The sequence below is a fragment of the Pantoea sp. UBA6567 genome, assembly GCF_002434165.1.
Lineage (GTDB): Bacteria > Pseudomonadota > Gammaproteobacteria > Enterobacterales > Enterobacteriaceae > Pantoea > Pantoea eucrina.
Genome location: NZ_DJJN01000006.1, coordinates 1,530,579 through 1,555,813, shown reverse-complemented (window position 1 = coordinate 1,555,813; position 25,235 = coordinate 1,530,579). Strand labels below are relative to the sequence as shown.

Genomic DNA, 25,235 nt, shown 5'->3' with positions numbered 1-25,235 from the left:
ACAACGAGGCCAGAGATTATTATGTCTGAACAGATTGTGACGCCAGCTGACGCGTCCCCCGCCGTGGTTTCTCCTAAAAACGAAAAAATTAACCTGCTCGATCTCAATCGTCAGCAGATGCGTGAATTTTTTATCGAAATGGGCGAGAAGCCGTTCCGTGCCGATCAGGTCATGAAGTGGATTTACCACTACTGCTGCGACGATTTCGAGCAGATGACGGATATCAATAAAGTGCTGCGCGGCAAGCTGATGCAGCGCGCAGAGATCCGCGCGCCGGAAGTAGCGGAGGAGATGCGCTCCAGCGACGGCACCATCAAATGGGCGATTCGCGTAGGCGATCAGCTGGTGGAGACGGTCTATATTCCGGAGGCGGAGCGCGCCACGCTGTGCGTCTCTTCTCAGGTAGGCTGCGCGCTGGAGTGCAAATTCTGCTCTACGGCGCAGCAGGGTTTTAACCGCAACCTGCGCGTTTCCGAAATTATTGGTCAGGTATGGCGCGCGGCCAAAATTATTGGCGCCGCGAAAGTCACCGGCCAGCGTCCTATTACCAACGTGGTGATGATGGGCATGGGTGAGCCGCTGCTCAACCTGAACAACGTCGTGCCGGCGATGGATATTATGCTGGATGATTTTGGCTTTGGCCTCTCCAAGCGCCGCGTCACGCTCTCCACCTCAGGCGTTGTGCCCGCGCTGGATAAGCTTGGCGATATGATTGACGTAGCGCTGGCGATCTCGCTGCACGCGCCGAACGATACCATTCGCGATGAAATTGTCCCGATCAACAAAAAATATAATATCGAAACCTTCCTGGCGGCGGTGAAGCGCTATATCGGCAAATCCAATGCCAATCAGGGCCGCGTGACCATTGAGTATGTGATGCTGGACCATATCAACGACAGCACCGACAATGCGCATGAGCTGGCAGCGCTGCTGAAGGATACGCCCTGCAAGATCAACCTGATCCCATGGAACCCCTTCCCGGGAGCCCCTTATGGCCGCAGCTCCAACAGCCGTATCGATCGCTTCTCTAAAGTGCTGATGGACTATGGCTTTACCACTATCGTGCGTAAAACCCGCGGCGATGATATCGATGCGGCCTGCGGCCAGCTGGCGGGCGATGTGATCGACCGTACCAAGCGTACGCTGCGTAAAAAGATGGCGGGTGACGCTATCTCTGTGAAGGCGATCTGAAACCGCACGCCCGCCGATTCGCTGCGGGCGTAAAGCGTGGCACTCTCCCGGTTTATTCGCAGGGAGAGCGCTATGCTAAAAGGATTAGGTATTGCCGTTGCGGCAGGCTTTGTTGTAACCGGGTGTGTCACCGGCCCGTCATCACATCGTGCGGCGGATATTCGTCTGCAGCTGGGACTGCACTATTTAGCCGCAAATAATTTAGCGGCTGCTGAACGCAATCTGCTGCAGGCGCAGCGCGTGGCTCCTGAAGATTACCGCGTGCCCCTGGCGCTGGCGCGGGTCGCTCAGGCGCAGCAGAATAGTATACAGACGCGCCGGTACTACCAGCGGGCACAACAGTTAGCGCCCGCTAATGGTTATGTCGCTAACAATTACGGTGCGTTTCTCTGCAGATTAGGGCAGTATGGCGAAGCGCATCAACAGTTTAAGCTGGCAAGTGCGGCGCCGGAGAGCGATGCCCGTCAGGATCTCCTTCTGATTTCAGGCTATTGTTATCTGCAGGCGGGCGACGAGGCCGCCGGGCGCAAACGGCTGCTGCAGGCGCTGGAAGCCGCACCTGAGCAGGGAAACTGGCTGCTGGAGGAGGGTGAACGGCAGCTGATGCAGCCGGCAGGAAAAATGCTTCCCGTGCTTTTAGAACTCTACCATCAGCGTCTGCCCGCAACGGCAGAGAGTCTGTGGTTACAGATACGTTTCGCCGCGCAACAGGGAAACGCTGCTGACGTTACACGTTATGGCGACCGGTTGGCGCGAAGTTTTCCACAATCGATACAGTACCAGCGTTATTTAGCTAATGAATACTGAAGCCACTCAAGAAAAATCTGCAGTACATTCCACAGGTGAACGCCTGCGTCTGGCCCGTGAGCAGATGGGGCTGACGCAGCAAAACGTCGCTGAGCGCCTGTGCCTGAAACTTTCTACCGTGCGTGACATTGAAGAGGATAAGTCGCCGGCCGATCTCGCATCGACCTTTCTGCGCGGTTATATTCGCTCCTATGCCCGCCTGGTTCATGTACCGGAAGACGATCTGCTGCCGATGATGGCAAAGCAGGCGCCGGTGCGCGCGGCCAAAATCGCGCCGATGCAGAGCTTCTCGCTGGGCAAGCGCCGCAAAAAGCGCGATGGCTGGCTGATGATCTTTACCTGGCTGGTGGCGTTTGTTGTTATCGGCCTGACCGGCGCCTGGTGGTGGCAGAATCACAAGGCTTCGCAGGACGATCTGGTCTCAATGGCCGATCAGAACGGCAGCAGCGACGGCGGTCAGTCTATTCCGCTGGGCGATACCAGCACCGACAGCACCAGTGACAGCGACACCAATGCCGCCGGCACGCCGGTTGATAACGGTGCCGGCGCGGTGACCTCACAGAGCAGCACCGCTGGCAGCGCGGATAACAGCAGCCGCGCGCCGGCTGCCTCTTCGGCCACCTCTGGTGATAACGCGGTCGTTTCTCCTTCGCAGGCGCCGGTTGATAACGCGCCGCCAGCGGCCACCTCGCCGGCACCGGCCAACAGCGTCGCAGCTGGCAGCATGCCAACCGCGAGCGCGGCTGTCAGCCAGCCTGCAGGCGATCCCAACGCTGTGGTTATGAATTTCAAGGCCGACTGCTGGCTGGAAGTCAGCGATGCAACCGGCAAAAAACTGTTCAGCGGGATACAGCGCAGCGGTGGCAAGCTCAGCCTCTCCGGCACGCCTCCGTATCGTCTGAAAATTGGCGCACCGCGTGCGGTTGACGTGCAATATCAGAATCAGCCCGTTGATTTAAGTCGTTTTATCCGTAATAACCAGGTTGCCCGTCTGACGCTGGGTGCGCAATAACGCGCAGCGCGCTTTCCGGGGAATTGTGGAGAGAAAATATGCATAACGAAGCACCCATTATCCGTCGCAAATCAACGCGTATTTACGTCGGCAAGGTGCCAGTCGGCGATGGTGCCCCCATCGCCGTTCAGTCCATGACCAATACCCGCACCACCGACGTGGAAGCCACGGTTAACCAGATCCGCGCGCTGGAGCGTGTGGGTGTGGATATCGTGCGCGTCTCGGTACCGACCATGGACGCGGCGGAAGCCTTTAAACTGATTAAGCAACAGGTCAACGTGCCGCTGGTAGCGGATATTCACTTTGACTACCGTATCGCTCTCAAAGTGGCGGAGTATGGCGTTGACTGCCTGCGTATCAATCCGGGCAACATCGGCAACAACGAACGTATTCGTCAGGTTGTGGACTGCGCCCGCCATTACAACATTCCGATTCGTATCGGGGTGAACGCCGGTTCACTGGAGAAAGATCTGCAGGAGAAGTATGGCGAACCCACGCCGCAGGCGCTGCTGGAATCCGCTATGCGCCATGTCGATCATCTCGATCGTCTGAACTTCGATCAGTTCAAAGTCAGCGTTAAAGCCTCTGATGTGTTTCTTGCCGTAGAGTCTTACCGCCTGCTGGCAAAAGCGATCGATCAGCCGCTGCATCTCGGGATCACCGAAGCGGGCGGCGCGCGCGCGGGTGCGGTGAAGTCGGCAATCGGCCTTGGTCTGCTGCTGGCAGAGGGCATCGGCGATACGCTGCGTATTTCGCTCGCAGCCGATCCGGTAGAAGAGGTAAAAGTTGGCTATGACATCCTGAAATCACTGCGCATCCGTTCGCGCGGGATCAACTTTATCGCCTGTCCGACCTGCTCACGTCAGGAGTTTGATGTGATCGGTACCGTGAATGCGCTGGAAGAACGGCTGGAAGATATTATTACGCCGATGGATGTCTCCATTATCGGCTGCGTAGTCAACGGTCCGGGCGAGGCTACCGTTTCGACGCTCGGCGTTACCGGCGGCAGCAAGAAAAGCGGTTTCTACGAGGATGGCGTTCGTCAACGCGATCGTCTCGACAACGATGACATGATCGATCAGCTGGAAGCGCGCATTCGTGCCAAGGCATCCATGCTGGATGAGAGTCGTCGAATCAGCGTGCAGCAGCTGGAAAAATAACCAGGCGGTGCGCGCCCGGCGCGTACCAGTTTATGAATGAACCTGTGCGGTTTCATCCTCATAAGGTATGATGCCGGACAGGTTTTTTTGTATTAAGAGATTTTAACGTGGCGAAGAATATTCAAGCGATTCGCGGGATGAACGACTTCCTGCCAGCCGACACCGCAATCTGGCAGCGTATCGAGGGCACCCTGAAGCAGGTGCTGGCCAGCTATGGCTACAGTGAAATCCGTCTGCCAATCGTCGAGCATACCCCACTGTTCAGCCGTGCCATTGGTGAAGTGACCGATGTGGTTGAAAAAGAGATGTACACCTTTGAAGATCGTAACGGCGAGAGCCTGACGCTGCGCCCGGAAGGCACGGCGGGCTGCGTACGTGCCGGTATTGAACATGGTCTGCTCTATAACCAGGAGCAGCGCCTCTGGTATGTCGGTCCGATGTTTCGCTACGAGCGTCCGCAGAAAGGGCGCTATCGTCAGTTTCATCAGATGGGCGTCGAAGTGTTTGGCCTGCAGGGGCCGGATGTTGATGCTGAGCTGATTATGATGACCGCGCGCTGGTGGAAAGCGCTGGGCATCGCTGACCACGTTGAACTGGAGCTGAACTCCATCGGCTCTCTGGCGGCGCGCGCGGACTACCGCAGTGCGCTGGTGGCGTTTCTGGAGCAGCATCAGGATGTGCTGGATGAAGATTGCAAACGCCGCATGTACACCAATCCGCTGCGCGTGCTGGACAGCAAAAATCCGGAAATTCAGGCGCTGCTGAATGATGCGCCAACGCTGGGCGAATTCCTGGATGAAGAGTCGCGCGCCCACTTCACCGGACTCTGCGCGCTGCTGGATGATGCCGGTATTCGTTATAGCGTCAACCAGCGTCTGGTGCGCGGCCTCGACTACTACAACCGCACCGTCTTTGAGTGGGTCACCAGCAGCCTCGGCTCGCAGGGCACCGTATGCGGCGGCGGGCGTTACGATGGCCTGGTTGAGCAGCTGGGCGGACGAGCCACGCCAGCGGTAGGATTTGCCATGGGTCTGGAGCGGCTGGTGCTGCTGGTGCAGGCGGTGAATCCTGAATTTGAACCGACGCGGGTTGTTGATGTCTATGTTATCGCTTCAGGGCAGGGCGTTCAGTCTGCGGCTATGCAGCTGGCGGAAACGCTGCGTGATGCCAACCCGGCGCTGAAGCTGATGACCAACTTCGGCGGCGGCAACTTTAAAAAGCAGTTTGCCCGTGCAGATAAATGGGGCGCACGCATTGCGCTGGTGCTCGGCGAAGATGAAGTGAAAGCGGGCCAGGTGGTGATTAAAGATCTGCGCACCGGCGACCAGCAGACGCTGGCTCAGCAGGACGCCGCTGCGACGTTGCAGACGCTGCTGCAGTAAGCAGCACGCGGCAACAGCCATTTTAAGGAGAGGGATTGCGTGGAAGTTTACAGCAACGAGAATGAACAGGTTGATGCGCTGCGCCGCTTTTTCGCCGATAACGGCAAAGCACTGGCGATTGGCGTGGTAGTAGGGATCGCGGCGCTGGGCGGCTGGCGCTACTGGAGTTCGCATCAGGAAAATTCAGGCAAAGCGGCATCTGCGGAGTATCAGCAGCTCACCAGCGCGATGCAGGCGGATAAACCGGAAAGCCTGGAGGCCGTTGCCAGCTTCGCCAGCGAAAACAGCAATACCTACGGTGCACTGGCCGCGCTGGACCTGGCGAAGCAGTACGTTGAGACCAGCCAGCTTGATAAAGCCATTGCGCTGCTGCAGAAAGGACTAAACGACACCAAAGATGCCAATCTGCAGGCGGTTATCAACCTGCGTCTGGCGCGTATTCAGCTGCAGCAGAAGCAGGCTGATGCCGCGCTGGCTACCCTGGATAACGTTAAGGGTGACGGCTGGAGCGCGATTGTGGCAGATATTCGCGGTGAAGCATTGCTGAGCAAAGGCGACAAGCAGGGCGCGCGCGATGCCTGGAGTAAAGGCGCGGGTTCGCAGGCTTCTCCGGCACTGAAGCAGATGCTGCAGATGAAAATAGATAACTTAAGTTAAGCCAGACAAGAGAGCGCACATGGAATTACGTAAATACCTGCTGCCAGGGCTGATTTCCGTCACTCTGCTCAGCGGTTGCTCGCTATTCAGCGGCGAAGAAGATGTAGTGAAGATGGCTCCGCTGCCGAAAGTGGAAAATCAGTTCACGCCGGAAACTGTCTGGAGCACGTCAGTAGGCGACGGCATTGGCGATTTCTACTCCAACCTGCATCCGGCATGGCTGGACGGCACCGTTTACGCTGCCGACCGTTTTGGCGTGGTAAAGGCGCTGGATGCCAGCAACGGTAAAGAGAAGTGGAAAGTCGATCTCTCTGAGAAGACTGGTTTCTTCTCGAAAAACATCTCTGCGCTGCTCTCCGGCGGCGTCACCGCCAGCGGCGATCGGATCTATATTGGCAGCGAGCGCGGGCAGGTATTTGCACTCAACAGCAGCGACGGCTCGCTGGCGTGGCAGACCAAAGTCGCCGGTGAAGCGCTCTCCCGTCCGGTGGTCAGCGATGGCCTGGTACTGGTTCACACCAGTAACGGTATGCTGCAGGGACTGGATCAGAGCAGCGGTGCGGTAAAATGGACCGTGAACCTCGATATGCCGGCGCTTTCGCTGCGCGGTGAGTCTGCGCCTGCGGTCGCCTTTGGCGGCGCTATCGTTGGCGGTGATAACGGTCGCGTCAGCGCGGTGATCCTGAACCAGGGTCAGCTGATCTGGCAGCAGCGCATTTCACAGCCGAGCGGCGCGACGGAGATCGATCGTCTGAGTGACGTCGATACCACGCCGGTTATCGTTAATGGCGTGGTCTATGCGCTGGCGTACAACGGTAACCTGACCGCACTCGACCTGCGTTCCGGTCAGATTATGTGGAAGCGTGAAATCGGCGGCGTTAAAGATTTGATTGTCGACGCCGGACGCATCTATCTGGTGGATCAGGACGACCGCGTGATAGCGCTTAACGCCGATGGCGGCGTAGCGCTGTGGCGTCAGAGCGATCTGCTGCACCGTAATCTGACGGCACCGGTGCTGTTTAACGGTTATCTGGTTGTGGCAGACAGCGAAGGTTACGTGCACTGGATCAACACGCTGGATGGCCGCTTTGTGGCGCAGCAGAAACTGGACAGCGACGGCTTCCAGACCGAGCCGGTTGTGGCCGGTGACAGACTGCTGATTCAGGCGAAAGGCGGCGAGGTTTACGCCATCAGCCGTTAAGTCCTGAGCGCGCGGGAATGGATTTCCGTCAGTAATTACGGCTCCTGATTCGTCAGGAGCCGTTCTGTTTTTTGTCAGGCGTGATATTCTAGGCGCCTTAAGCCTGAAGCGGGCGGCAAATGTCGTTATACTCACGCCATTCGGGCGATTCATTTTTAAACTGAGGCAAGTGTTATGGTACCTGTGGTCGCGCTGGTTGGGCGTCCCAATGTGGGGAAATCCACGCTGTTTAACCGCTTAACGCGCACCCGTGATGCGTTAGTGGCCGATTTCCCTGGACTGACTCGCGATCGCAAATATGGTCGCGCCGAAGTGGAAGGGCGCGAATTTATTGTTATCGATACCGGCGGTATTGATGGCACCGAAGAGGGCGTAGAGAACCGCATGGCGGAGCAGTCGCTGCTGGCGATTGAAGAAGCGGATGTGGTGCTGTTCATGGTTGATGCCCGCGCAGGCGTTATGCCGGCGGATCAGCAGATCGCTAACCATCTGCGCTCCCGTGAAAAAGCGACGTTCCTCGTAGCGAACAAAACGGATGGCCTGGACGCCGATGCCGCCGTGCTGGACTTTTACGCGCTAGGTCTGGGTGATATTCATCCGATTGCCGCCTCGCACGGTCGCGGCGTTACCTCGCTGCTGGAAACCGCGCTGCTGCCGTGGATGGACGTGGCAGACCCGCAGGAAGTCAGCGAAGAGGATGAAAACGAAGCTTACTGGGCCGCATTAGCCGCAGAAGAGAGTGGCGAAGAGGCGGAAGAGGAAGAGGAGTTTGATCCGACCGGCCTGCCGATTAAGCTGGCTATCGTGGGTCGTCCTAACGTAGGTAAGTCAACGCTCACTAACCGTATTCTTGGTGAAGATCGCGTGGTAGTCTATGACATGCCAGGCACGACGCGTGACAGCATCTATATCCCGATGGAGCGTGACGAGCGCGAATATGTCCTGATCGACACCGCCGGGGTGCGCAAGCGTGGCAAGATCACCGATACCGTTGAGAAATTTTCGGTGATCAAAACCCTGCAGGCGATCGAAGATGCTAACGTCGTGATGCTGGTGATTGACGCGCGTGCCGGTATCTCCGACCAGGATCTCTCCCTGCTGGGCTTTATCCTCAACAGCGGACGTTCGCTGGTGATTGTGGTCAACAAATGGGATGGCCTGTCGCAGGAAGTAAAAGATGAAGTGAAAGAGACGCTGGATTATCGTCTCGGCTTTATCGATTTTGCCCGCGTACACTTTATTTCGGCGCTGCACGGCAGCGGCGTAGGTAACCTGTTTGAATCCGTAACGGAAGCGTACGACTGCTCAACCAAACGCGTAAACACCTCCATGCTGACGCGGATTATGAATATGGCAGCAGAAGATCATCAGCCGCCGCTGGTGCGGGGCCGTCGCGTTAAGCTGAAATATGCGCACGCCGGTGGATACAACCCGCCTATCGTGGTCATCCATGGTAATCAGGTAAAAGATCTGCCCGATTCCTACAAGCGTTATCTGATGAACTACTTCCGTCGCTCGCTGAACGTTATGGGTACGCCAATCCGTATCCAGTTCAAAGAGGGTGATAACCCGTATGCCGGCAAACGCAATCTGCTGACGCCGACGCAGCAGCGCAAGCGCAAGCGTCTGCTGGCGCACCTGAAAAAGAATAAGCGTTAAGTAAAAAAGAGCCCGCCGGGCTCTTTTTTTTTGCCTGTGATTTAACAGCGGCTTAGCCCGGCAGATGTAGCAAAAATGCTATTGGCCGGTAAACCCTGCGTTATGATCGTTCACTTTCAATTGTACCATCTGGTACAATCCTGCCGCCTTATGGTGAGCTCGCCCTGATATGCCGCGTTCTCATGCATGAGTGCGCGGTTGCGGACTGCTTTGCGGTTCGTCATTAAACAGGGTGCTGCTGTGTCCCGCGACGAAGCCGGACAGGCGGCATGCACTATTTTTCAGGAGAGTTTGTGTGAAGGCAGAACATTCCACTCGCCCCGGCAGGGGACTCAGCGTCTGGTCCGTGCTGTTCGGGCTGGTGCTGCTGGCGATCGGCCTGTTTTTCGCTATTGGCGGCGGTAAACTGGCGGCGCTGGATGGCAGTAAATACTTTCTGATTGCCGGTATCGTTATGATAGCGTCGGCGGTCCAGTTTATGCGGCGTAAAGCGTCAGCGGTGACGCTGCTGGTCCTGGCGTTTATCGGAACCCTGATCTGGGCGGTAATGGATGCCGGCTGGCACTTCTGGCCGCTGGTTTCCCGGCTGATGGTGCCGGCGGGGCTGATGCTGTTCGCATTTCTGACCTGGCCTGCGCTGCGCAAAAGCGAAGGCAAAGCGCCGCTGGCAACGCTCTCTTACGCACTGTCAGCGCTGATTGCGGTTGGCATGATCGCCACCGTGGTGCAGATGTTTCAGCCGCATCCTACCGTGGCCTTTACCGGTTCGCAGCTGCCGCTGATCCCGGTGGATAAAAGCAAACCGCAGCAGGACTGGAGCAGCTACGGCCGCACGCCGGAAGGGGATCGTTTTGCGGCGATTGATCAGATCACGCGTGACAACGTTAATGAACTGCAGGTTGCCTGGACCTTCCGTACCGGCGACACACCGCTCAGCCCGACCGGCAATGGCGCTGAAGATCAGCAGACGCCGCTGCAGGTTGGCAACACGCTCTATCTCTGCACGCCGCACAACAATGTGATTGCGGTAGAAGCGGACAGCGGTAAGCAGATCTGGAAGCGTGAAATCAATGCGCAGGCGGAAGTGTGGAACCGCTGCCGCGGTCTGGCCTATTTTGACGCCACCAAACCGGTGACGCAGCCCACGCAGCCAGGCTCCACGCCGGTGCCGGCACCGGTTCTGGCCGCAGGCGACAGCTGCCAGCGCCGTATCCTGATGAACACGATCGATGCGCGTCTTATCGCGATTAACGCCGACAACGGTGAGTTCTGCGCCAGCTTTGGCAACAACGGCGTGGTTGACCTGAAGCAGGGGCTGGGCAAGGCGCCCGATCCGCTCTATCAGCTGACCTCCGCACCGCAGGTTGCCGGTACCACCGTGGTAGTCGGCGGTCGCGTGGCGGACAATGTGCAGACCGATATGCCAGGCGGCGTACTGCGCGGCTTTGATGTGATCAGCGGTAAAATGCGCTGGGCGTTCGATCCGGGCAACGACGATCCGAATGCGGTACTGATGCCGGGTCAGGATTATACCCGCAGCACGCCGAACTCCTGGGCGCCGCTCTCCTACGATCCGGCGATGAACACCGTGTTCCTGCCGATGGGCAGCTCGTCAGTGGATCTGTGGGGCGCGAATCGCACAAAGCTCGATCACACCTACGGTGCATCTATCCTCGCGCTGGATGCCACCACCGGCAAACAGAAGTGGGTCTATCAGACAGTTCATAACGACCTGTGGGACTTTGACCTGCCGATGCAGCCAAGCCTGGTCGACTTCCCGATGAAGGATGGCACCACCAAACCGGCGGTGGTCATCGGGGCAAAAACCGGCATGATCTGGGTGCTGGACCGCCTGACCGGCAAGCCGCTGACCAAAGTGGAAGAGCGGCCGATGCCGCAGGGTCACATCCCGAACGAGCAGTACACCAAAACCCAGCCGCACTCGGTTGAGATGCCCAATATCGGCAACCAGACGCTGACGGAATCCGATATGTGGGGCGCGACGCCGTTTGACCAGCTGGCGTGCCGTATCGCGTTTAAAGGCATGCGCTATGACGGTCTGTTCACCGTACCGGACACGGACAAATCGCTCAGCTTCCCGGGGTCTCTGGGTGGTCTGAACTGGGGCAGTATCTCGTTTGATCCCAACAATCAGTATATGTTCGTCAACGATATGCGCCTTGGCCTGTGGGTACAGATGATCCCGCAGGACACCAGCAAAGTGGCTCGCGGCAGCAACGGCGGTGAATCGGTTAACACCGGCATGGGCGCCGTACCGCTTAAGGGCACGCCATATGCGGTGAACAAAAACCGCTTTATGTCGCCGCTCGGCATTCCGTGCCAGGCCCCGCCGTTTGGTACGCTTTCAGCCATCGACATGAAAACGCGTCAGATTGTCTGGCAGGTGCCGGTGGGTACCGTGCAGGATACCGGCCCGTTTGGTATCAAAATGCACGCGCAGATGCCGGTAGGTATGCCAACGCTGGGCGGTACGCTGGCGACGCAGGGCGGACTGGTGTTTATTGCCGGTACTCAGGACTACTACCTGCGCGCCTTTGACAGCTCAACCGGTAAAGAGGTGTGGAAAGCGCGCCTGCCGGTCGGCAGCCAGGGTGGCCCAATCAGCTATGTCTCACCCAAAAATGGCAAGCAGTACATCCTGATCTCTGCCGGTGGCGCACGCCAGTCGCCGGATCGCGGGGATTATGTGATTGCTTACGCGCTGCCAGACAGCAAGTAAGAGTAGCAGGGCCGGCAGAGGATGCCGGCCTTTTTTTTGCCTACTCTCCGTTCTGCCACAGCGCCTGTAGCGCTGGCGGCGCATCTTTTTCCGCTACGTAAATCACGATAGCACCCGCCTCATGGTGGGTGGCGTAGGTGATCTGGATGCGGAAATAGTGCTGATCGCCACTGCCTGCGGAGGTAGCCTGTTCCGCCTGCTCGCCGAGCGGCAGCGCCTGCTCCAGCACCTGACAGACCCGCTGTTTCTGCGGTTCCGGCAGCTGGGCCAGCGCAAAACGCCGCTCTTTACGCAGTTTGGGAATAAAGGCGAAGCCGCCCTCCCGCGCCAGCTCTACGATCGCGTCATCCGTCAGTTCTATGTTCACTTCACACCCACCTCTTGCCAGGCGGCCTGGATCTGCTCCGCGACCTGCCGATCAAAGCGTTTTGCCGCATGCTCAACGGTAAAGCGGGCAAAGGTGCTGAAATCAGCATCCTGCGGCAGGGTTTTGTCACACAGCGTGTCATACCACGCCTGACCGGCGCGTTCCCATGCAAAACCGCCCAGCGCGGTGGCCGCAAGATAAAACGCGCGGTTAGGAATACCGGAGTTGAGATGCACGCCGCCGTTGTCATCACGCGTTTCGATATAGTGCGCCATATCCGCCGGCTGCGGATCTTTACCCAGCAGCGGGTCATCATAGGCGGTGCCGGGGGCTGACATGGAGCGCAGACCGCTGCCGTTAATGCCTTTAGCCAGCAATCCTTCACCGATGATCCAGTCCGCTTCCTCCGCGCGCTGCTGCCGCTGATACTGTTTTACCAGTGAGCCAAAGACATCAGACATCGACTCATTCAGCGCGCCCGCCTGCTGAAAGTAGATCAGTCCCGCTTCGCTTTCCGTGACGCCGTGCGTCAGTTCATGGGCGACCACGTCAATCGCGATGGTGAAGCGATTAAAAATCTCGCCGTCACCGTCGCCAAAGACCATCTGCTGGCCGTTCCAGAAAGCATTCTGATAATTCTGGCCGTAGTGCACGGTACCGTCCAGCTTCAGCCCTTTGTTGTCGAGCGAGTTTCGCTGATAAACGTTCCAGAAAAAATCATAAGTAACGCCCAGATAGTCCCAGGCTTCATCCGCAGCCACGTCGCCGTTGCCAGGCTGACCTTCCTGACGTATCAGCGTGCCGGGCAGCGTCTGACTCTCTCTGGCATCAAAAATGGCGCGCAGCACCTGACCTGGCCGGGCGATATCCGCCGGTGCGATGACGCGGTGCGGCTCCGCCATTAGCTGCTGAACGTGAGTAAGCGTGCGGCGCGCCGACTCCTGTTGCGGCCCTGCACAGTTGTCGATGATGTTACGCAGAATATAGGGGGGAATTACGCTGTATGACATGCCGGACTCCCTGAGTGATGGGTATGCAAAGAGTATAGACCGGGGTCAGGCAGAGCAGGAAACGTGCAGGCAGGGAGGGGATCTCCCTGCGTGCTGGTCAGGATTGGCGGGGTTTACGGCGGCGTTTCAGCGGCGTGAGGGCGGTGACTTCGCTCTCCACCCAGCCATCTTCCAGCCGGGTGCGCAGCCTGTCGCCTGGCTGCAGCGGCGCGATCTGTTTTACAACTTCGCCCTGCGCATCGGTGGTAACGCTGAAGCCGCGCGCCAGCGTCGCCAGCGGGCTGACTCCTTCCAGCTGCGCCATCAACGTGCCAAAGCGCTGGCGATCCTGTCCCAGCTGCTGCTGCATGCTCTGCTGCAGACGGTAGTGCCACTGCGCGAGCTGCTGCTGCGCGCGCAGGATCCGCCCCTGTGGCTGCTGCGCACTGAGCCGCTGCAGCAGCCGATCCTGCTGGCGCTGCGCGCTGCGCAGCTGCCGATCGGCGGCTGCGCCTAAGCGACGCTGCAGCTGAAACAGGGCGGTCTGCTGCCGTGCCAGGCGCAGCTGCGGATGCTGCTGCTGCAGGCGATGCTGAAGCTGCGTGAGATAACGCAGCTTCCCGGCGAGATAGTAGTCCATCGCCATCTCCATGCGCTGCTGCTGTGACTGCAGCTGCCGCAGCAGCTCGACCTGATTGCGGCTGACAATCTCAGCGGCGGCAGAGGGCGTGGGCGCGCGCAGATCGGCGACAAAATCGGCGATAGTGACATCCGTTTCATGCCCCACGGCGCTGACCACCGGCAGGCGGCTGGCAAAAATCGCACGCGCCACGCGCTCATCGTTGAAGCACCAGAGATCTTCCAGCGAGCCGCCGCCGCGGCCGACAATCAGCACGTCACATTCGTTGCGCTGGTTGGCCAGTTCGATGGCACGCACGATAGCAGCCGGCGCATCGGCCCCCTGCACCACGGTGGGATAGATAACCACCGGTAATGAGGGATCGCGGCGGTGCAGCACGCGCAGCACATCATGCAGCGCGGCGCCGGTTGCGGAGGTGATCACCCCGACCTGGCGGGCCGGATCGGGCAGCGGCTGTTTGAACTGCTGATCGAACAACCCTTCTGCGCTGAGCTGCGCTTTCAGCTGCTCAAACTGCTGCTGCAGCAGGCCTTCACCCGCCGGATGCATGCTTTCAATGATTAACTGATAGTCGCCGCGCGGCTCATACAGCGTGACGCTGGCCCGCACCAGCACCTGCTGCCCGTGCTGCGGCCGGAACGTCACGCGCCGGTTGCTGTTGCGGAACATCGCGCAGCGCACCTGGGCGCCATCATCTTTCAGCGTGAAGTACCAGTGGCCGGACGCGGGCTGCGTGAAATTGGAGATCTCAGCGCTGAGCCACACCAGGCCCATCTCATTTTCCAGCAGCGTGCGCACCGTGGTGTTGAGGCGGCTGACGGTAAAAATATTGGCGGTTGCAGGTAGCGACATGTGATGAAGATCAAATTTTAAATCAGAGGGTTAATTCATCGATACTACAGGGCTGCTGCGCAGGATCAAGACTTTTTCTGAAAAAGCAGTAGAGGCAATCGGTTTCGTCCTGTATAATGCCGCGGCAATATTTTATCTGTTTTCAACGCCCCCAGGTGGAGATATTGCAATGCTAAGAATCGCGAAAGAAGCCCTCACATTTGACGACGTCCTGCTCGTTCCCGCTCACTCCACTGTATTGCCCAACACCGCTGACCTCAGCACCCAACTGACCAAAAACATCCGTCTGAACATTCCTATGCTCTCTGCTGCGATGGATACCGTGACCGAAGCGGGTCTGGCGATTGCGCTGGCACAGGAAGGCGGCCTCGGCTTTATTCATAAAAATATGTCGATTGAGCGTCAGGCTGATGAAGTGCGTAAGGTGAAAAAGCATGAGAGTGGCGTGGTAACAGAGCCGCAGACCGTGCTGCCAACCACAACGCTGGCGGAAGTCAAAGAGCTTACCGACCGCAACGGCTTCGCCGGCTATCCGGTCGTCAACGCCGGTAACGAGCTGGTGGGGATCATCACCGGTCGCGATGTGCGCTTTGTAACCGATCTGACGCTGCCGGTTACCGCGGTCATGACGCCGAAAGAGCGTCTGGTTACGGTAAAAGAGGGTGAGGCGCGCGAAGTGGTGCTGCAGAGGATGCATGAAAAGCGCGTTGAAAAAGCGCTGGTGGTGGATGAGAGCTTCCACCTGCTGGGCATGATTACCGTAAAAGATTTCCAGAAAGCTGAACGTAAACCCAACGCTTGTAAAGATGCGCAGGGCCGTCTGCGCGTGGGCGCGGCGGTGGGTGCCGGCGCCGGTAACGAAGAGCGCGTGGATGCGCTGGTTGCCGCTGGCGTGGATGTGCTGCTGATTGACTCTTCGCACGGCCACTCTGAAGGCGTACTGCAGCGCATTCGTGAAACCCGCGCCAAATACCCCGACCTTGAAATCATTGGCGGCAACGTTGCCACCGGTGCCGGTGCCCTGGCGCTGGCTGAAGCGGGCGTCAGCGCGGTGAAAGTAGGTATCGGTCCTGGCTCTATCTGTACCACCCGTATCGTCACCGGCGTAGGCGTACCGCAGATCACCGCTGTTTCTGACGCCGTTGCGGCGCTGGAAGGCACCGGTATTCCGGTCGTGGCGGATGGCGGTATCCGCTTCTCCGGCGATATCGCTAAAGCGATCGCCGCAGGCGCAGCCGCAGTGATGGTGGGCTCTATGCTGGCCGGCACCGAAGAGTCTCCGGGCGAGATCGAACTCTATCAGGGGCGCGCATTCAAATCGTACCGCGGCATGGGCTCACTCGGCGCAATGTCCAAAGGCTCTTCTGACCGTTACTTCCAGACCGACAACGCCGCAGATAAGCTGGTGCCGGAAGGTATCGAAGGCCGCGTTGCCTATAAAGGCCGCCTGAAAGAGATCGTCCATCAGCAGATGGGTGGCCTGCGCTCCTGCATGGGCCTGACCGGCTGCCCGACCATTGATGACCTGCGCACCAAAGCGGAGTTTGTCCGCATCAGCGGGGCCGGCATCAATGAGAGTCACGTGCACGATGTGACCATCACCAAAGAGTCACCAAACTACCGCATGGGTTCCTGATCCCTGAAGATTTCCCGCCCGGCTCTGGCCGGGCGCTTTTATTGTTAAGTCCATCCCACTGGAAATGCCTCAATGACGACTGAAAATATTCATAAACATCGTATCCTGATCCTCGATTTTGGTTCGCAGTATACGCAGCTGGTTGCGCGCCGCGTGCGTGAGCTGGGCGTCTACTGCGAACTCTGGGCGTGGGATGTCACCGAAGAGCAAATCCGTGCGTTCAACCCGAACGGAATTATCCTGTCAGGTGGCCCTGAGAGCACCACCGAGCTGGACAGCCCGCGTGCGCCTGAGTACGTCTTTAACGCTGGCGTGCCGGTACTGGGCGTCTGCTACGGCATGCAGACCATGGCGATGCAGCTGGGCGGCAAGGTTGAAGGCTCAAATGAGCGCGAGTTTGGCTATGCGCAGGTGGAAGTCACCACGCAGAGCGCGCTGGTGCGTGATATCGAAGATGCCATCAGCGCCGCCGGCAAGCCGCTGCTGGATGTCTGGATGAGCCACGGCGATAAAGTCACCGCGATTCCGGCTGACTTCGTCACCGTCGCCAGCACGGAAACCTGTCCGTTTGCCATCATGGCGAATGAAGAGAAGAAATTCTACGGCGTGCAGTTCCATCCGGAAGTGACGCACACCCGTCAGGGACTGCGCATGCTGGAGCGCTTTATCCGCGATATCTGCGGCTGTGAAGCGCTCTGGACGCCGGCGAAAATCATTGAAGACGCCGTTGAGCGTATCCGCCAGCAGGTGGGCAGCGACCGCGTGATCCTCGGCCTCTCCGGCGGCGTTGACTCCTCTGTAACCGCCATGCTGCTGCACCGCGCCATCGGCGATCGCCTGACCTGCGTATTTGTTGATAACGGTCTGCTGCGCCTGAATGAAGCGGAGCAGGTGATGGATATGTTTGGCGACCATTTCGGTCTGAACATTGTCCACGTACCGGCGGAAGCGCGCTTCCTCGATGCGCTGGCGGGTGAAAACGATCCGGAAGCCAAGCGTAAAATCATCGGCCGCGTGTTTGTTGAGGTGTTCGACGAAGAAGCGCTGAAGCTGACCGAAGTGAAGTGGCTGGCGCAGGGCACCATCTATCCGGATGTGATTGAGTCCGCTGCTTCTGCCACCGGTAAAGCGCACGTGATCAAATCGCACCATAACGTGGGCGGCCTGCCGAAAGAGATGAAGATGGGCCTGGTTGAGCCGCTGAAAGAGCTGTTCAAAGATGAAGTGCGCAAGATCGGTCTTGAGCTGGGCCTGCCATATGACATGCTCTACCGTCACCCGTTCCCGGGACCGGGTCTCGGCGTGCGCGTGCTGGGCGAAGTGAAGAAAGAGTACTGCGATCTGCTGCGCCGCGCCGACGCCATCTTTATTGAGGAGCTGCGCAAAGCGGATCTCTACAATAAAGTGAGCCAGGCGTTTACCGTGTTCCTGCCGGTGCGCTCCGTCGGCGTAATGGGCGACGGCCGTAAGTATGACTGGGTGGTCTCACTGCGCGCGGTGGAAACCATCGACTTCATGACCGCACACTGGGCGCATCTGCCATACGATTTCCTTGGCCGCGTCTCCAACCGCATCATCAATGAAGTCAGCGGCATCTCCCGCGTGGTGTATGACATCTCCGGTAAGCCACCGGCGACGATTGAGTGGGAATAACCCCGTTCTGACATAAAGCCCGCCGCATGCGGGCTTTTTTTATGGCTGAACCGCAGCCGCAGCGCACGATGATGGGTCTGCCGTCGCGTTGCGTGCCAGCGCATAGTTGGTGAATAAACAGGCGCCGTTTTGCTGCATAATAACGCACTTATTTTTCTGCCCCGGATACCCTGAATGCTGCCTGTGAAACTTATCCTGCTGACTTTTCTTTGTGCCGTGATCCTGTCGCTGGCGGCGAGCCTGGCGCAGGCGACGCGCAGCGGCGACCTGCAGACCGGGCAGGGCGGCTGGGCCACCGCGCGGCGCGACTCCGCCGGACTGGCGCCCGATCCGCAGCGCTACGCCAGCGAAGCGGTGGTGCAGGTCTATGCGGCTCCCACTTACGGCTGGAAAGGCGCGGTGGCGGTGCATCCGTGGATCATCTTTAAGCGCGCCGGCGAGACGCAATATAATCGCTATGAGGTGATCAGCTGGGGCAGCGGTGACAAGGTGCGGCGTAACCGTAACCTGCCGGATGGCTACTGGTATGGCGCCCGTCCGCGTCTGCTGGTGGATCACCGCGGGGCCGCAGCGCAGGCGATGATCCCGCAGATTGAGGCGGCAATCCGCTCTTACCCGTGGCCCGCCACCTATCGCGCCTGGCCGGGGCCAAACAGCAATACCTTTCTGGCGCACATTGGTCGCGAAGTGCCGGCGCTGAAGCTCGACCTGCCGGCAAACGCGGTTGGCAAGGATTACCGCTCGCTGCTGCACCCGATAGGGCTGCCGCCCTCGGGGCGCGGTCTGCAGCTGTCGCTGCTGGGCGTACTGGGCGTGACGGTCGGTGCGGAAGAGGGGGTAGAGATGAACCTGCTGGGGCTTAATCTGGGCGTCGATTTCACGCCGCTGCGGCTGCGGCTGCCGTTTATTGGCGGTATCGGCCGGGATAACGTGCAGAAGGATAATCCCTGACGGGGGCGCCGCGGATTGCGGCGCGCCGGGCACTCAGCAGACGCCGAAGTCGCCCTCTTCATGATAGAGATTGACGCTGTCTGCTTTAATCTCTATCTCTTTTTTCAGCGGGTCGTCGATACGGGCGCACCAGAGCATATCGCCCTCTGCACGCAGCACCTGCATTTTAGGACCACCGGTTTTCGACTGCACAAAATCGCCTGCGTTAAACATGCTGTATCTCCATCGGATAAGGGTATGAGTGAGTGTAGCTGCGCCAGCATAAAGGCGCAGCTGTCGTGACTCAGTGCGGCAGTAAAAACAGCGTGGCCAGACCGAGAAAGATAAAGAAACCGCCGGTGTCGGTGAGCGCGGTGATCAGCACGCTGGACCCCACCGCCGGATCGCGCTTCATTTTGGTCATGATCAGCGGAATAAGCACGCCCATCAGCGCCGCCAGCAGCAGGTTCAGCACCATCGCCAGCATCATCACGCCGCCAAGCTGAATATTGTCATACATCAGCCAGGTGATGCCGCCCATAATGCCGCCCCAGAACAGGCCGTTGATCAGCGCCACGCCCAGCTCGCGACCGATCAGGAAGGAGAAGTTACCAGGCTCCACCTGATGCAGCGCCAGCGCGCGCACAATCATGGTAATGGTCTGGTTGCCGGTATTGCCGCCAATGCCCGCCACAATCGGCATCAGGGTCGCGAGCGCCACCAGCTGTGAAATTGTGGCTTCAAACAGGCCGATGACGCGCGAGGCGATAAATGCGGTGCAGAGGTTAATGGCCAGCCACGTCCAGCGCTTGCTCACCGCTTTACGCACCGGCGCAAACACATCCTCCTCCTGGCTGATCCCGCCCATTTTACGGATGTTGCTCTCATTCTCCTGGTTAACCAGATCGATCACATCCTCAACGGTAATACGGCCAATCAGTTTGCCTTTGGCGTCGGTAACGGCAGCAGAGATCAGGTTGTAGCGCTCAAAGGCGCTGGCGGCATCCTCGGCGTTGTCATTGAGCTGAAACGTAGTGGGGCGGGGATTCATCACATCTGCGACCAGCGTTTTGGGCTTATTGAGCAGAATATCGGTCAGCGGCAGCTCGCCGAGCAGCTGGTTTTGCGCATTGGTGATAAAGATTTTATCGGTGCCGTTGGGCATACTGCTGCGCTTGCGCAGAAAGCGCTGCACCGTGGCAAGGGTGACGTCGGCGCGCACGGTGAGAATATTGAAATCCATGATGCGGCCTACGCGGTCGCGATCGAGCTCAATCACATCGAGCAGGCGCGCGCGCAGCTGCGGCTCCAGCGTGGTCAGCAGGCGGCCGGTGAGATCGCGCGACAGATAGCGCGCCAGATAGACCTGATCGTCGATATCCAGCGGTTCAATCGCGCGCAGGATCTCGCGGTCGCTCATGCCTTCGGTGAGGCTCTCCCAGACGGTCTCTGAGGCTTCAACCAGCACGCGGCCACGCTGTTCGGAGGGGACCAGCTGCCAGAGCGCCCGGCGCTCCTCTTCCGGCAGCGCTTCCAAAATATCAGCGAGGTCGGCGGCGTGCAGCGGCGCCAGCTCCTGCTCCAGCTGCTGGCGCCAGGCGGCCACTTCACGCAGCTCTGCGGCGTTGAGATCGACGGATTTATCCAGCAGGACATCCACTAAGTCCTGTTTGCTCAGCAGCAGTGAAAGAATGCGCTGGCGGGATTCGGTTAGTTGTTGTGCGTGCGAGGCAGACATAACGCGTCCTTTGTGTCTGTAAAGTCAGCACAAAGTGTAGCGTGTTACCGCCAGAACGGGCAGAACAAAGGCGCCAGTCGCAGCGTCAGCGTGTCTCGCTGCTGCTCAGCGTTGCCGGTTCCGGCAGGGTCTTTTTCTGCTGATGATGCTCAATGGCACCGGGAATGATAAAGATCAGGCGACCAGCCAGAATAAAAAAGCTGATCAGCAAAACGATGCGGGTCATGGTGCCGGTTTTGGGACGTCTTCGTGGTGATAGGGCGCTGTTCACGCGGGTGTTCCTGTTGATACCCCTCAGGGCGATAACAATATTTAGTCACAGTTACCGGATGGGGTCAATCGCTGTATGAAAAATAAGCATTGAATGCGTGCGACAGGGGCCGCAGACCGCGGCCCTGCTTCAGTAACTCGCCTTTTGTGCCAGCAGGGTGGCAAACTGACATTTAATACGGTTGCCGTCAGCGTCACGACGGTGCAGCTCGCCGACATCCTCGTTATATTTTACGATGTGCCAGTTGCGGTAGTAGTGGCTCAGCTCGCCCGATTTAAAGGTAAACGGGAACGCCTGCGTATTGGGGTAATCAGCGGTGCTCATCGCCGCCACAATCAGGTTGTAGCCATACTTCTGCGTACTGGCCTGCATATCGGCAATCAGCTGCGGGATCGTCTCCGGCTGCAGAAACATCATCACCACCGTTGAGAGCACAAACTGATAGCTGCCGTTGAAGCGCAGCTGGTTGAGATCGCACAGCGCTGTCTGAATGTTCGGCAGCTGTTCGGTGGCAATAATGGTATTCAGGTAGTCAAGGCTTGCCGGATTAGCGTCCCAGGCGGTGACGTTAAAGCCGTGCTGGCTGAGATAAAGGCTGTTGCGGCCTTTACCGCAGCCGAGATCCAGCGCGTTGCCCGGCGTCAGCTTCGGCAGCGCCGCGCGCACTTCAGAGTGCGGCGGCGATAAATCATACTTTTCTGTAAACCAGTTATCAGGGCGTATCGTCATTGTCAGACAGCGGGCGGACGGCCCGCGTTACTCCTCTTCCAGCAGCAGTTTCCAGCCGGTCACATCGCTCCAGTACGCCTGCTCGCGCTCCAGATCGAGCTGCACCAGCGTATTCTGGCTGAGAAAACCGGCCGGGAAAGTGAGCGTCCAGTGACCATCGTCCGTTGAGAGCTTCAGTGCATCGGGGCGCGTGGTCGCCTGACGCTGGTTATTCAGCAGCGTGCCGAGGCGCAGCAGAAAAATCATCGGCAGCACCTGCTTTTTCTTAAACAGGGTAAAGCGCGGGATCTCATCCTGCTTCACCGCTTTACGATGGAAGCGTACCAGCGTGGCCAGTAGCATCTGTTGATCCTGATTAAAGCCAGGCATATTGGAGTGCTGCAGAATATAGGCGGAGTGCCGCTGCATACCGCTGTGATTAATGGTCAGCCCGACCTCATGCAGCAGCGCCGCCCATTTCAGCAGAGCGGTCAGCTGCGGGTTCGCCTGTTTCGGATTCTGCTCCTGCCACTGCAGATAGAGCTGCTCTGTCGTCTCCAGCACGCGGCGCGCCTGATCGCTGTCGATCACATAGTGGTTCGCCAGACTCTGTGCGGTGCGGCTGCGGATATCCTGATGGCGGAAACGGCCCTCCATCTCATAGAGCACCCCTTCGCGCAGCGCGCCGTCAGAGAGACGCAGTTCACGGATCGCCAGTGCGTCAAAGACGCCGCACAGAATCGCAAGGCCAGGCACAAACACCGCTTTGCGCTCTTCAGATAAGCCCGGCAGGCTCAGCGCATCAAAGGATTTATGCTTCAGCACTTCACCGACCAGCATATCGAGACTGTCAGGCGTTACGCGCTTCTCTTTCTCGCCCATTGCCAGCAGCACTTCACAGGCGGCTTTAATACTGCCGGAGGCGCCCAGTGCATATTGCCAGCCGTGCAGGCGATACTGCCACGCCAGCGTCTCCAGCTTGTGCGTAGCGGCGAGGCGGGCGCGACGGAAATTATCCTGGCTGATTTCGCCTTTCGGGAAATAGAGATTAGCGAAGCTGACGCAGCCCATGCGGCGGCTCTCAACCAGCTGCGGCTCAAAATCCTCACCGATTACCAGCTCGGTTGACCCGCCGCCGATATCGATAACCAGCTTGCGCCCTTTTTCTGGCTGAGTGTGCTCAACGCCCATGAAGATCAGGCGCGCCTCTTCGTTACCGGAGATGACCTCAATCGGATAGGGGATCACTTCCGCGGCGCGCTGCAAAAACTCTTCGGCATTGGTCGCAATGCGCAGCGTGTGCGTGCCGACAATGGTCACGTTGGCGGCGCTAAAGCCCTGCAGTCGCTCAGCGAACAGGGCCAGGCAGCTCAGGCCGCGCACTATCGCCTCTTCGCTCAGCCGGTTTTGCGCGTCAAGCCCGTCAGCCAGATGCACCCGCTGCTTGAGGCGTCCCAGAACCTGCATGGCGCCATCCACCACGCGGGCGATCACCATATGAAAACTGTTTGAGCCGAGATCGATGGCCGCAAATTCCTGCGGCTTCGGCGTACTCTTCGGAGTAATTGGCATAGGCGTTATTCGGGTTGTTCCAGTCTCTTGATGTAATCGTAAATCGCCAGCTGCGAGCGCACTTTCCTGCGATTGCCGCGCGGAACATAACGGTTACTCAGCTCTTTGTCTACGATACGTGCTTTAACCGTATCACTTAACAGAATGGCGATAATATCCAGAATCCGCTGTTTAAGACGCGGATCGAGCACCGCCACGGCGACCTCAATGCGGTAATCGATGTTGCGCGTCATCCAGTCAGCCGAAGAGAGAAACACCTTTTTCTCACCGCCATTTTCAAAAATATACACCCGGTCGTGCTCAAGATAACGATCAACAATGCTGGTGATGCGAATATTTTCGCTGATGCCAGGCAGGTCCGGGATCAGCGAGCACATACCGCGCACCAGCAGATTGATTTTTACCCCGGCTGACGAGGCTGCATAGAGCCTGTCGACCAAGCCATTATCCACCAGGTTATTGATTTTAAGCGTAATTCCGCACGGCTTACTCTGCTGCGCATTGGCAATCTCCGTGTCAATCAACTGATAAAGCACGGCCCGCGAATTTTGCGGTGACACCATCAGATGTTCAAAGGTAACCGGGCGATAGGGGTTCTCAATGAAGTTAAATACGCGGCGGACTTCGTTCGTGATGCGTGCGTCAGCGGTCAGCAGAGAGTAGTCGGTATACAGGCGCGCAGTCTTCTCATTAAAGTTGCCGGTGCCGATATGCGCATAGCGCACCACCTCTTCACCTTCGCGACGGGAAATCAGAAACAGTTTGGCGTGAATTTTCAGACCAGGCGCAGAGAAGATGACGTGCACGCCCGCCTCAGTCAGCCGCTTGGCCCAGTGGATATTCGCCTCTTCATCAAAGCGCGCCTGCAGCTCAACCACCACCGTCACTTTCTTGCCGTTGTGCGCCGCGTGGATCATCGCATCCATAATGCGGGAGTGTTTGGCTACGCGATAGATATTGATTTTGATCGCCAGCACGCTGGGATCGAACGACGCCTGACGCAGCAGCTCCAGCACATGCTCAAAGGTGTGATAGGGGTAGTAGAGCAGCACGTCGCGATCGCGGATAGCGTCAAAGCCATTTCGGAAGCCATCAAAGCCGATATGGCGGATCTGCGGCAGCGGCCGGTTGACCAGGTTACTTTTGCCGACGTTGGGAAAGCCGATAAAATCTTTAAAGTTATGGTAGCGGCCACCCGGCACAATGGAGTCATAGTTAGAGATAGAGAGCTTGTGGCGCAGCATCTCCACCATGGCATCGGGCATATCGCGCTGATAGACAAAGCGCACCGGTTCGGCAGTAAGGCGCTGCTTCAGGCTGGAGGACATCAGCTCCAGCAGGCTCGACTCCATCTCTGTAACCAGATCATATTCGGCATCGCGCGTCATTTTCATGGAGTAGGCGTTCAGCGCATCGTAGTCAAAGAAGCCTTTAAAAATCTCATCCAGGCAGTAGCGCAGAATGTTATCCAGCAGGATCATCGGCTTGCGGCGGCGTGGCGACTCGGCCGGCAGGTTGATAAAGCGCGGCACTTTGTCTGACGGGATCTCCAGCAGCGCATAGCGGATATCCTCGCCGCGAATGATCTCCACCGCCAGATAGGTGTAGTCATCCTTGAGAAACTCAATCAGATCGGTGTCATGGTTGATCAGAATCGGCGTAACGTGCTGACGCAGCTGGTGTTTGAAATAGTGGCGCAGCCACTCCTGCTGATTGGGTGAGAGCTGGCGTTCGTTGATCAGGAAGATCTGGTTACGCGCCATCTCCAGCAGCAGCTCATTGTAGAGCGCGTCAAACTCCTGATCGGACTTCAGTACCCGCTGCTGGATCTTCTTCAGCAGATGCCGCAGGGGAGTGGGTTTACCCTGCTCTTCGCTGATCAGAATGCGCCGCTTCAGATCGGCAAAGCGCACCTTGTAGAACTCTTCAAGGTTGTTGGAATAGATCCCTAAAAACCGCATGCGCTCAATCAGCGGGTTACTTTTATCCGCCGCTTCCTGCAGCACACGTTCATTAAAGGATAACCAGCTTATTTCTTTTTCTATATACAGCTTTTCCTGACCCATTCTG

Annotated in this window: 21 protein-coding genes; 12 read left to right on the top strand and 9 right to left on the bottom strand. The window is 58.2% G+C overall.

Annotated elements, in window-relative coordinates:
* The first annotated feature begins 21 nt into the window (after positions 1-21).
* The 9 genes from B4M48_RS13380 to B4M48_RS13340 all read left to right on the top strand — a co-directional run bounded on the left by B4M48_RS13380 (position 22) and on the right by B4M48_RS13340 (position 11,809).
* Positions 22-1,191 (top strand): bifunctional tRNA (adenosine(37)-C2)-methyltransferase TrmG/ribosomal RNA large subunit methyltransferase RlmN, encoded by a 1,170-nt coding sequence (locus B4M48_RS13380; RefSeq protein WP_039379627.1) that lies wholly within the window; start codon positions 22-24, stop codon positions 1,189-1,191.
* Positions 1,192-1,263: 72 nt separating this feature from the next.
* The gene (gene pilW / locus B4M48_RS13375) at positions 1,264-1,998 is read left to right on the top strand and encodes a type IV pilus biogenesis/stability protein PilW (RefSeq protein ID WP_071667896.1); all 735 of its coding nucleotides are present in this window, start codon (positions 1,264-1,266) and stop codon (positions 1,996-1,998) included.
* Positions 1,988-3,010: a cytoskeleton protein RodZ gene (gene rodZ, locus B4M48_RS13370; RefSeq protein WP_071667897.1), complete on the top strand. Its 1,023-nt coding sequence runs from the start codon at positions 1,988-1,990 to the stop codon at positions 3,008-3,010. Before pilW ends, rodZ begins: the two co-directional genes overlap by 11 nt.
* Positions 3,011-3,048: 38 nt before the next feature.
* A complete protein-coding gene (gene ispG, locus B4M48_RS13365; RefSeq protein ID WP_039379618.1) occupies positions 3,049-4,170 on the top strand; it encodes a flavodoxin-dependent (E)-4-hydroxy-3-methylbut-2-enyl-diphosphate synthase in 1,122 nt (373 codons plus the stop codon).
* Positions 4,171-4,277: 107 nt separating this feature from the next.
* The gene (gene hisS / locus B4M48_RS13360) at positions 4,278-5,552 is read left to right on the top strand and encodes a histidine--tRNA ligase (protein WP_288656897.1); all 1,275 of its coding nucleotides are present in this window, start codon (positions 4,278-4,280) and stop codon (positions 5,550-5,552) included.
* A gap of 39 nt (positions 5,553-5,591) precedes the next feature.
* Positions 5,592-6,209, top strand: coding sequence for a YfgM family protein (locus B4M48_RS13355; protein ID WP_039379613.1), 618 nt, complete (start codon positions 5,592-5,594; stop codon positions 6,207-6,209).
* Between the two features lie 19 nt (positions 6,210-6,228).
* Positions 6,229-7,410 carry an outer membrane protein assembly factor BamB gene (bamB, locus tag B4M48_RS13350; protein WP_071667898.1) on the top strand — a complete coding sequence of 394 codons (1,182 nt, stop codon included), beginning with the start codon at positions 6,229-6,231 and terminating at the stop codon, positions 7,408-7,410.
* A 174-nt stretch (positions 7,411-7,584) separates the two neighbouring features.
* Positions 7,585-9,069 (top strand): ribosome biogenesis GTPase Der, encoded by a 1,485-nt coding sequence (der, locus tag B4M48_RS13345; protein ID WP_039379608.1) that lies wholly within the window; start codon positions 7,585-7,587, stop codon positions 9,067-9,069.
* A 295-nt stretch (positions 9,070-9,364) separates the two neighbouring features.
* Positions 9,365-11,809 carry a glucose/quinate/shikimate family membrane-bound PQQ-dependent dehydrogenase gene (locus B4M48_RS13340; RefSeq protein ID WP_039379605.1) on the top strand — a complete coding sequence of 815 codons (2,445 nt, stop codon included), beginning with the start codon at positions 9,365-9,367 and terminating at the stop codon, positions 11,807-11,809.
* Positions 11,810-11,849: 40 nt separating this feature from the next.
* Here the strand turns inward: B4M48_RS13340 and B4M48_RS13335 are convergent, their stop codons facing one another.
* From B4M48_RS13335 to xseA, 3 genes are all read right to left on the bottom strand, one after another.
* Positions 11,850-12,176: a protealysin inhibitor emfourin gene (locus tag B4M48_RS13335; protein WP_039379602.1), complete on the bottom strand. Its 327-nt coding sequence runs from the start codon at positions 12,174-12,176 to the stop codon at positions 11,850-11,852.
* On the bottom strand, positions 12,173-13,186 hold the full coding sequence (locus B4M48_RS13330) for a M4 family metallopeptidase (protein ID WP_039379600.1): 1,014 nt from the start codon (positions 13,184-13,186) through the stop codon (positions 12,173-12,175). Before B4M48_RS13330 ends, B4M48_RS13335 begins: the two co-directional genes overlap by 4 nt.
* A gap of 97 nt (positions 13,187-13,283) precedes the next feature.
* Complete coding sequence (gene xseA / locus B4M48_RS13325; RefSeq protein WP_071667900.1) at positions 13,284-14,657, bottom strand: exodeoxyribonuclease VII large subunit; 1,374 nt, start codon at positions 14,655-14,657, stop codon at positions 13,284-13,286.
* Positions 14,658-14,826: 169 nt separating this feature from the next.
* Here xseA and guaB point away from each other — a divergent pair, with 169 nt between their 5' ends.
* The 3 genes from guaB (at position 14,827) to B4M48_RS13310 (ending at position 18,897) form a co-directional block, all read left to right on the top strand.
* Positions 14,827-16,293, top strand: coding sequence for an IMP dehydrogenase (gene guaB / locus B4M48_RS13320; protein WP_071667901.1), 1,467 nt, complete (start codon positions 14,827-14,829; stop codon positions 16,291-16,293).
* A 72-nt stretch (positions 16,294-16,365) separates the two neighbouring features.
* Positions 16,366-17,946: a glutamine-hydrolyzing GMP synthase gene (gene guaA, locus B4M48_RS13315; RefSeq protein ID WP_071667902.1), complete on the top strand. Its 1,581-nt coding sequence runs from the start codon at positions 16,366-16,368 to the stop codon at positions 17,944-17,946.
* A gap of 174 nt (positions 17,947-18,120) precedes the next feature.
* The gene (locus B4M48_RS13310; protein ID WP_039379583.1) at positions 18,121-18,897 is read left to right on the top strand and encodes a DUF3750 domain-containing protein; all 777 of its coding nucleotides are present in this window, start codon (positions 18,121-18,123) and stop codon (positions 18,895-18,897) included.
* Between the two features lie 33 nt (positions 18,898-18,930).
* Here the strand turns inward: B4M48_RS13310 and B4M48_RS13305 are convergent, their stop codons facing one another.
* From B4M48_RS13305 to ppk1, 6 genes are all read right to left on the bottom strand, one after another.
* A complete protein-coding gene (locus tag B4M48_RS13305) occupies positions 18,931-19,110 on the bottom strand; it encodes a hypothetical protein (protein WP_039379580.1) in 180 nt (59 codons plus the stop codon).
* A 70-nt stretch (positions 19,111-19,180) separates the two neighbouring features.
* Positions 19,181-20,614 (bottom strand): magnesium transporter, encoded by a 1,434-nt coding sequence (gene mgtE, locus B4M48_RS13300; RefSeq protein WP_039379576.1) that lies wholly within the window; start codon positions 20,612-20,614, stop codon positions 19,181-19,183.
* 85 nt (positions 20,615-20,699) lie between these two features.
* Positions 20,700-20,885 carry a YfgG family protein gene (locus B4M48_RS13295; protein WP_039379573.1) on the bottom strand — a complete coding sequence of 62 codons (186 nt, stop codon included), beginning with the start codon at positions 20,883-20,885 and terminating at the stop codon, positions 20,700-20,702.
* A gap of 129 nt (positions 20,886-21,014) precedes the next feature.
* Positions 21,015-21,614 (bottom strand): tellurite resistance methyltransferase TehB, encoded by a 600-nt coding sequence (tehB, locus tag B4M48_RS13290; protein WP_071667903.1) that lies wholly within the window; start codon positions 21,612-21,614, stop codon positions 21,015-21,017.
* Positions 21,615-21,641: 27 nt separating this feature from the next.
* Positions 21,642-23,165, bottom strand: coding sequence for an exopolyphosphatase (gene ppx, locus B4M48_RS13285; RefSeq protein WP_039379568.1), 1,524 nt, complete (start codon positions 23,163-23,165; stop codon positions 21,642-21,644).
* A 5-nt stretch (positions 23,166-23,170) separates the two neighbouring features.
* Positions 23,171-25,231, bottom strand: coding sequence for a polyphosphate kinase 1 (ppk1, locus tag B4M48_RS13280; RefSeq protein WP_039379564.1), 2,061 nt, complete (start codon positions 25,229-25,231; stop codon positions 23,171-23,173).
* Positions 25,232-25,235 lie beyond the last annotated feature (4 nt).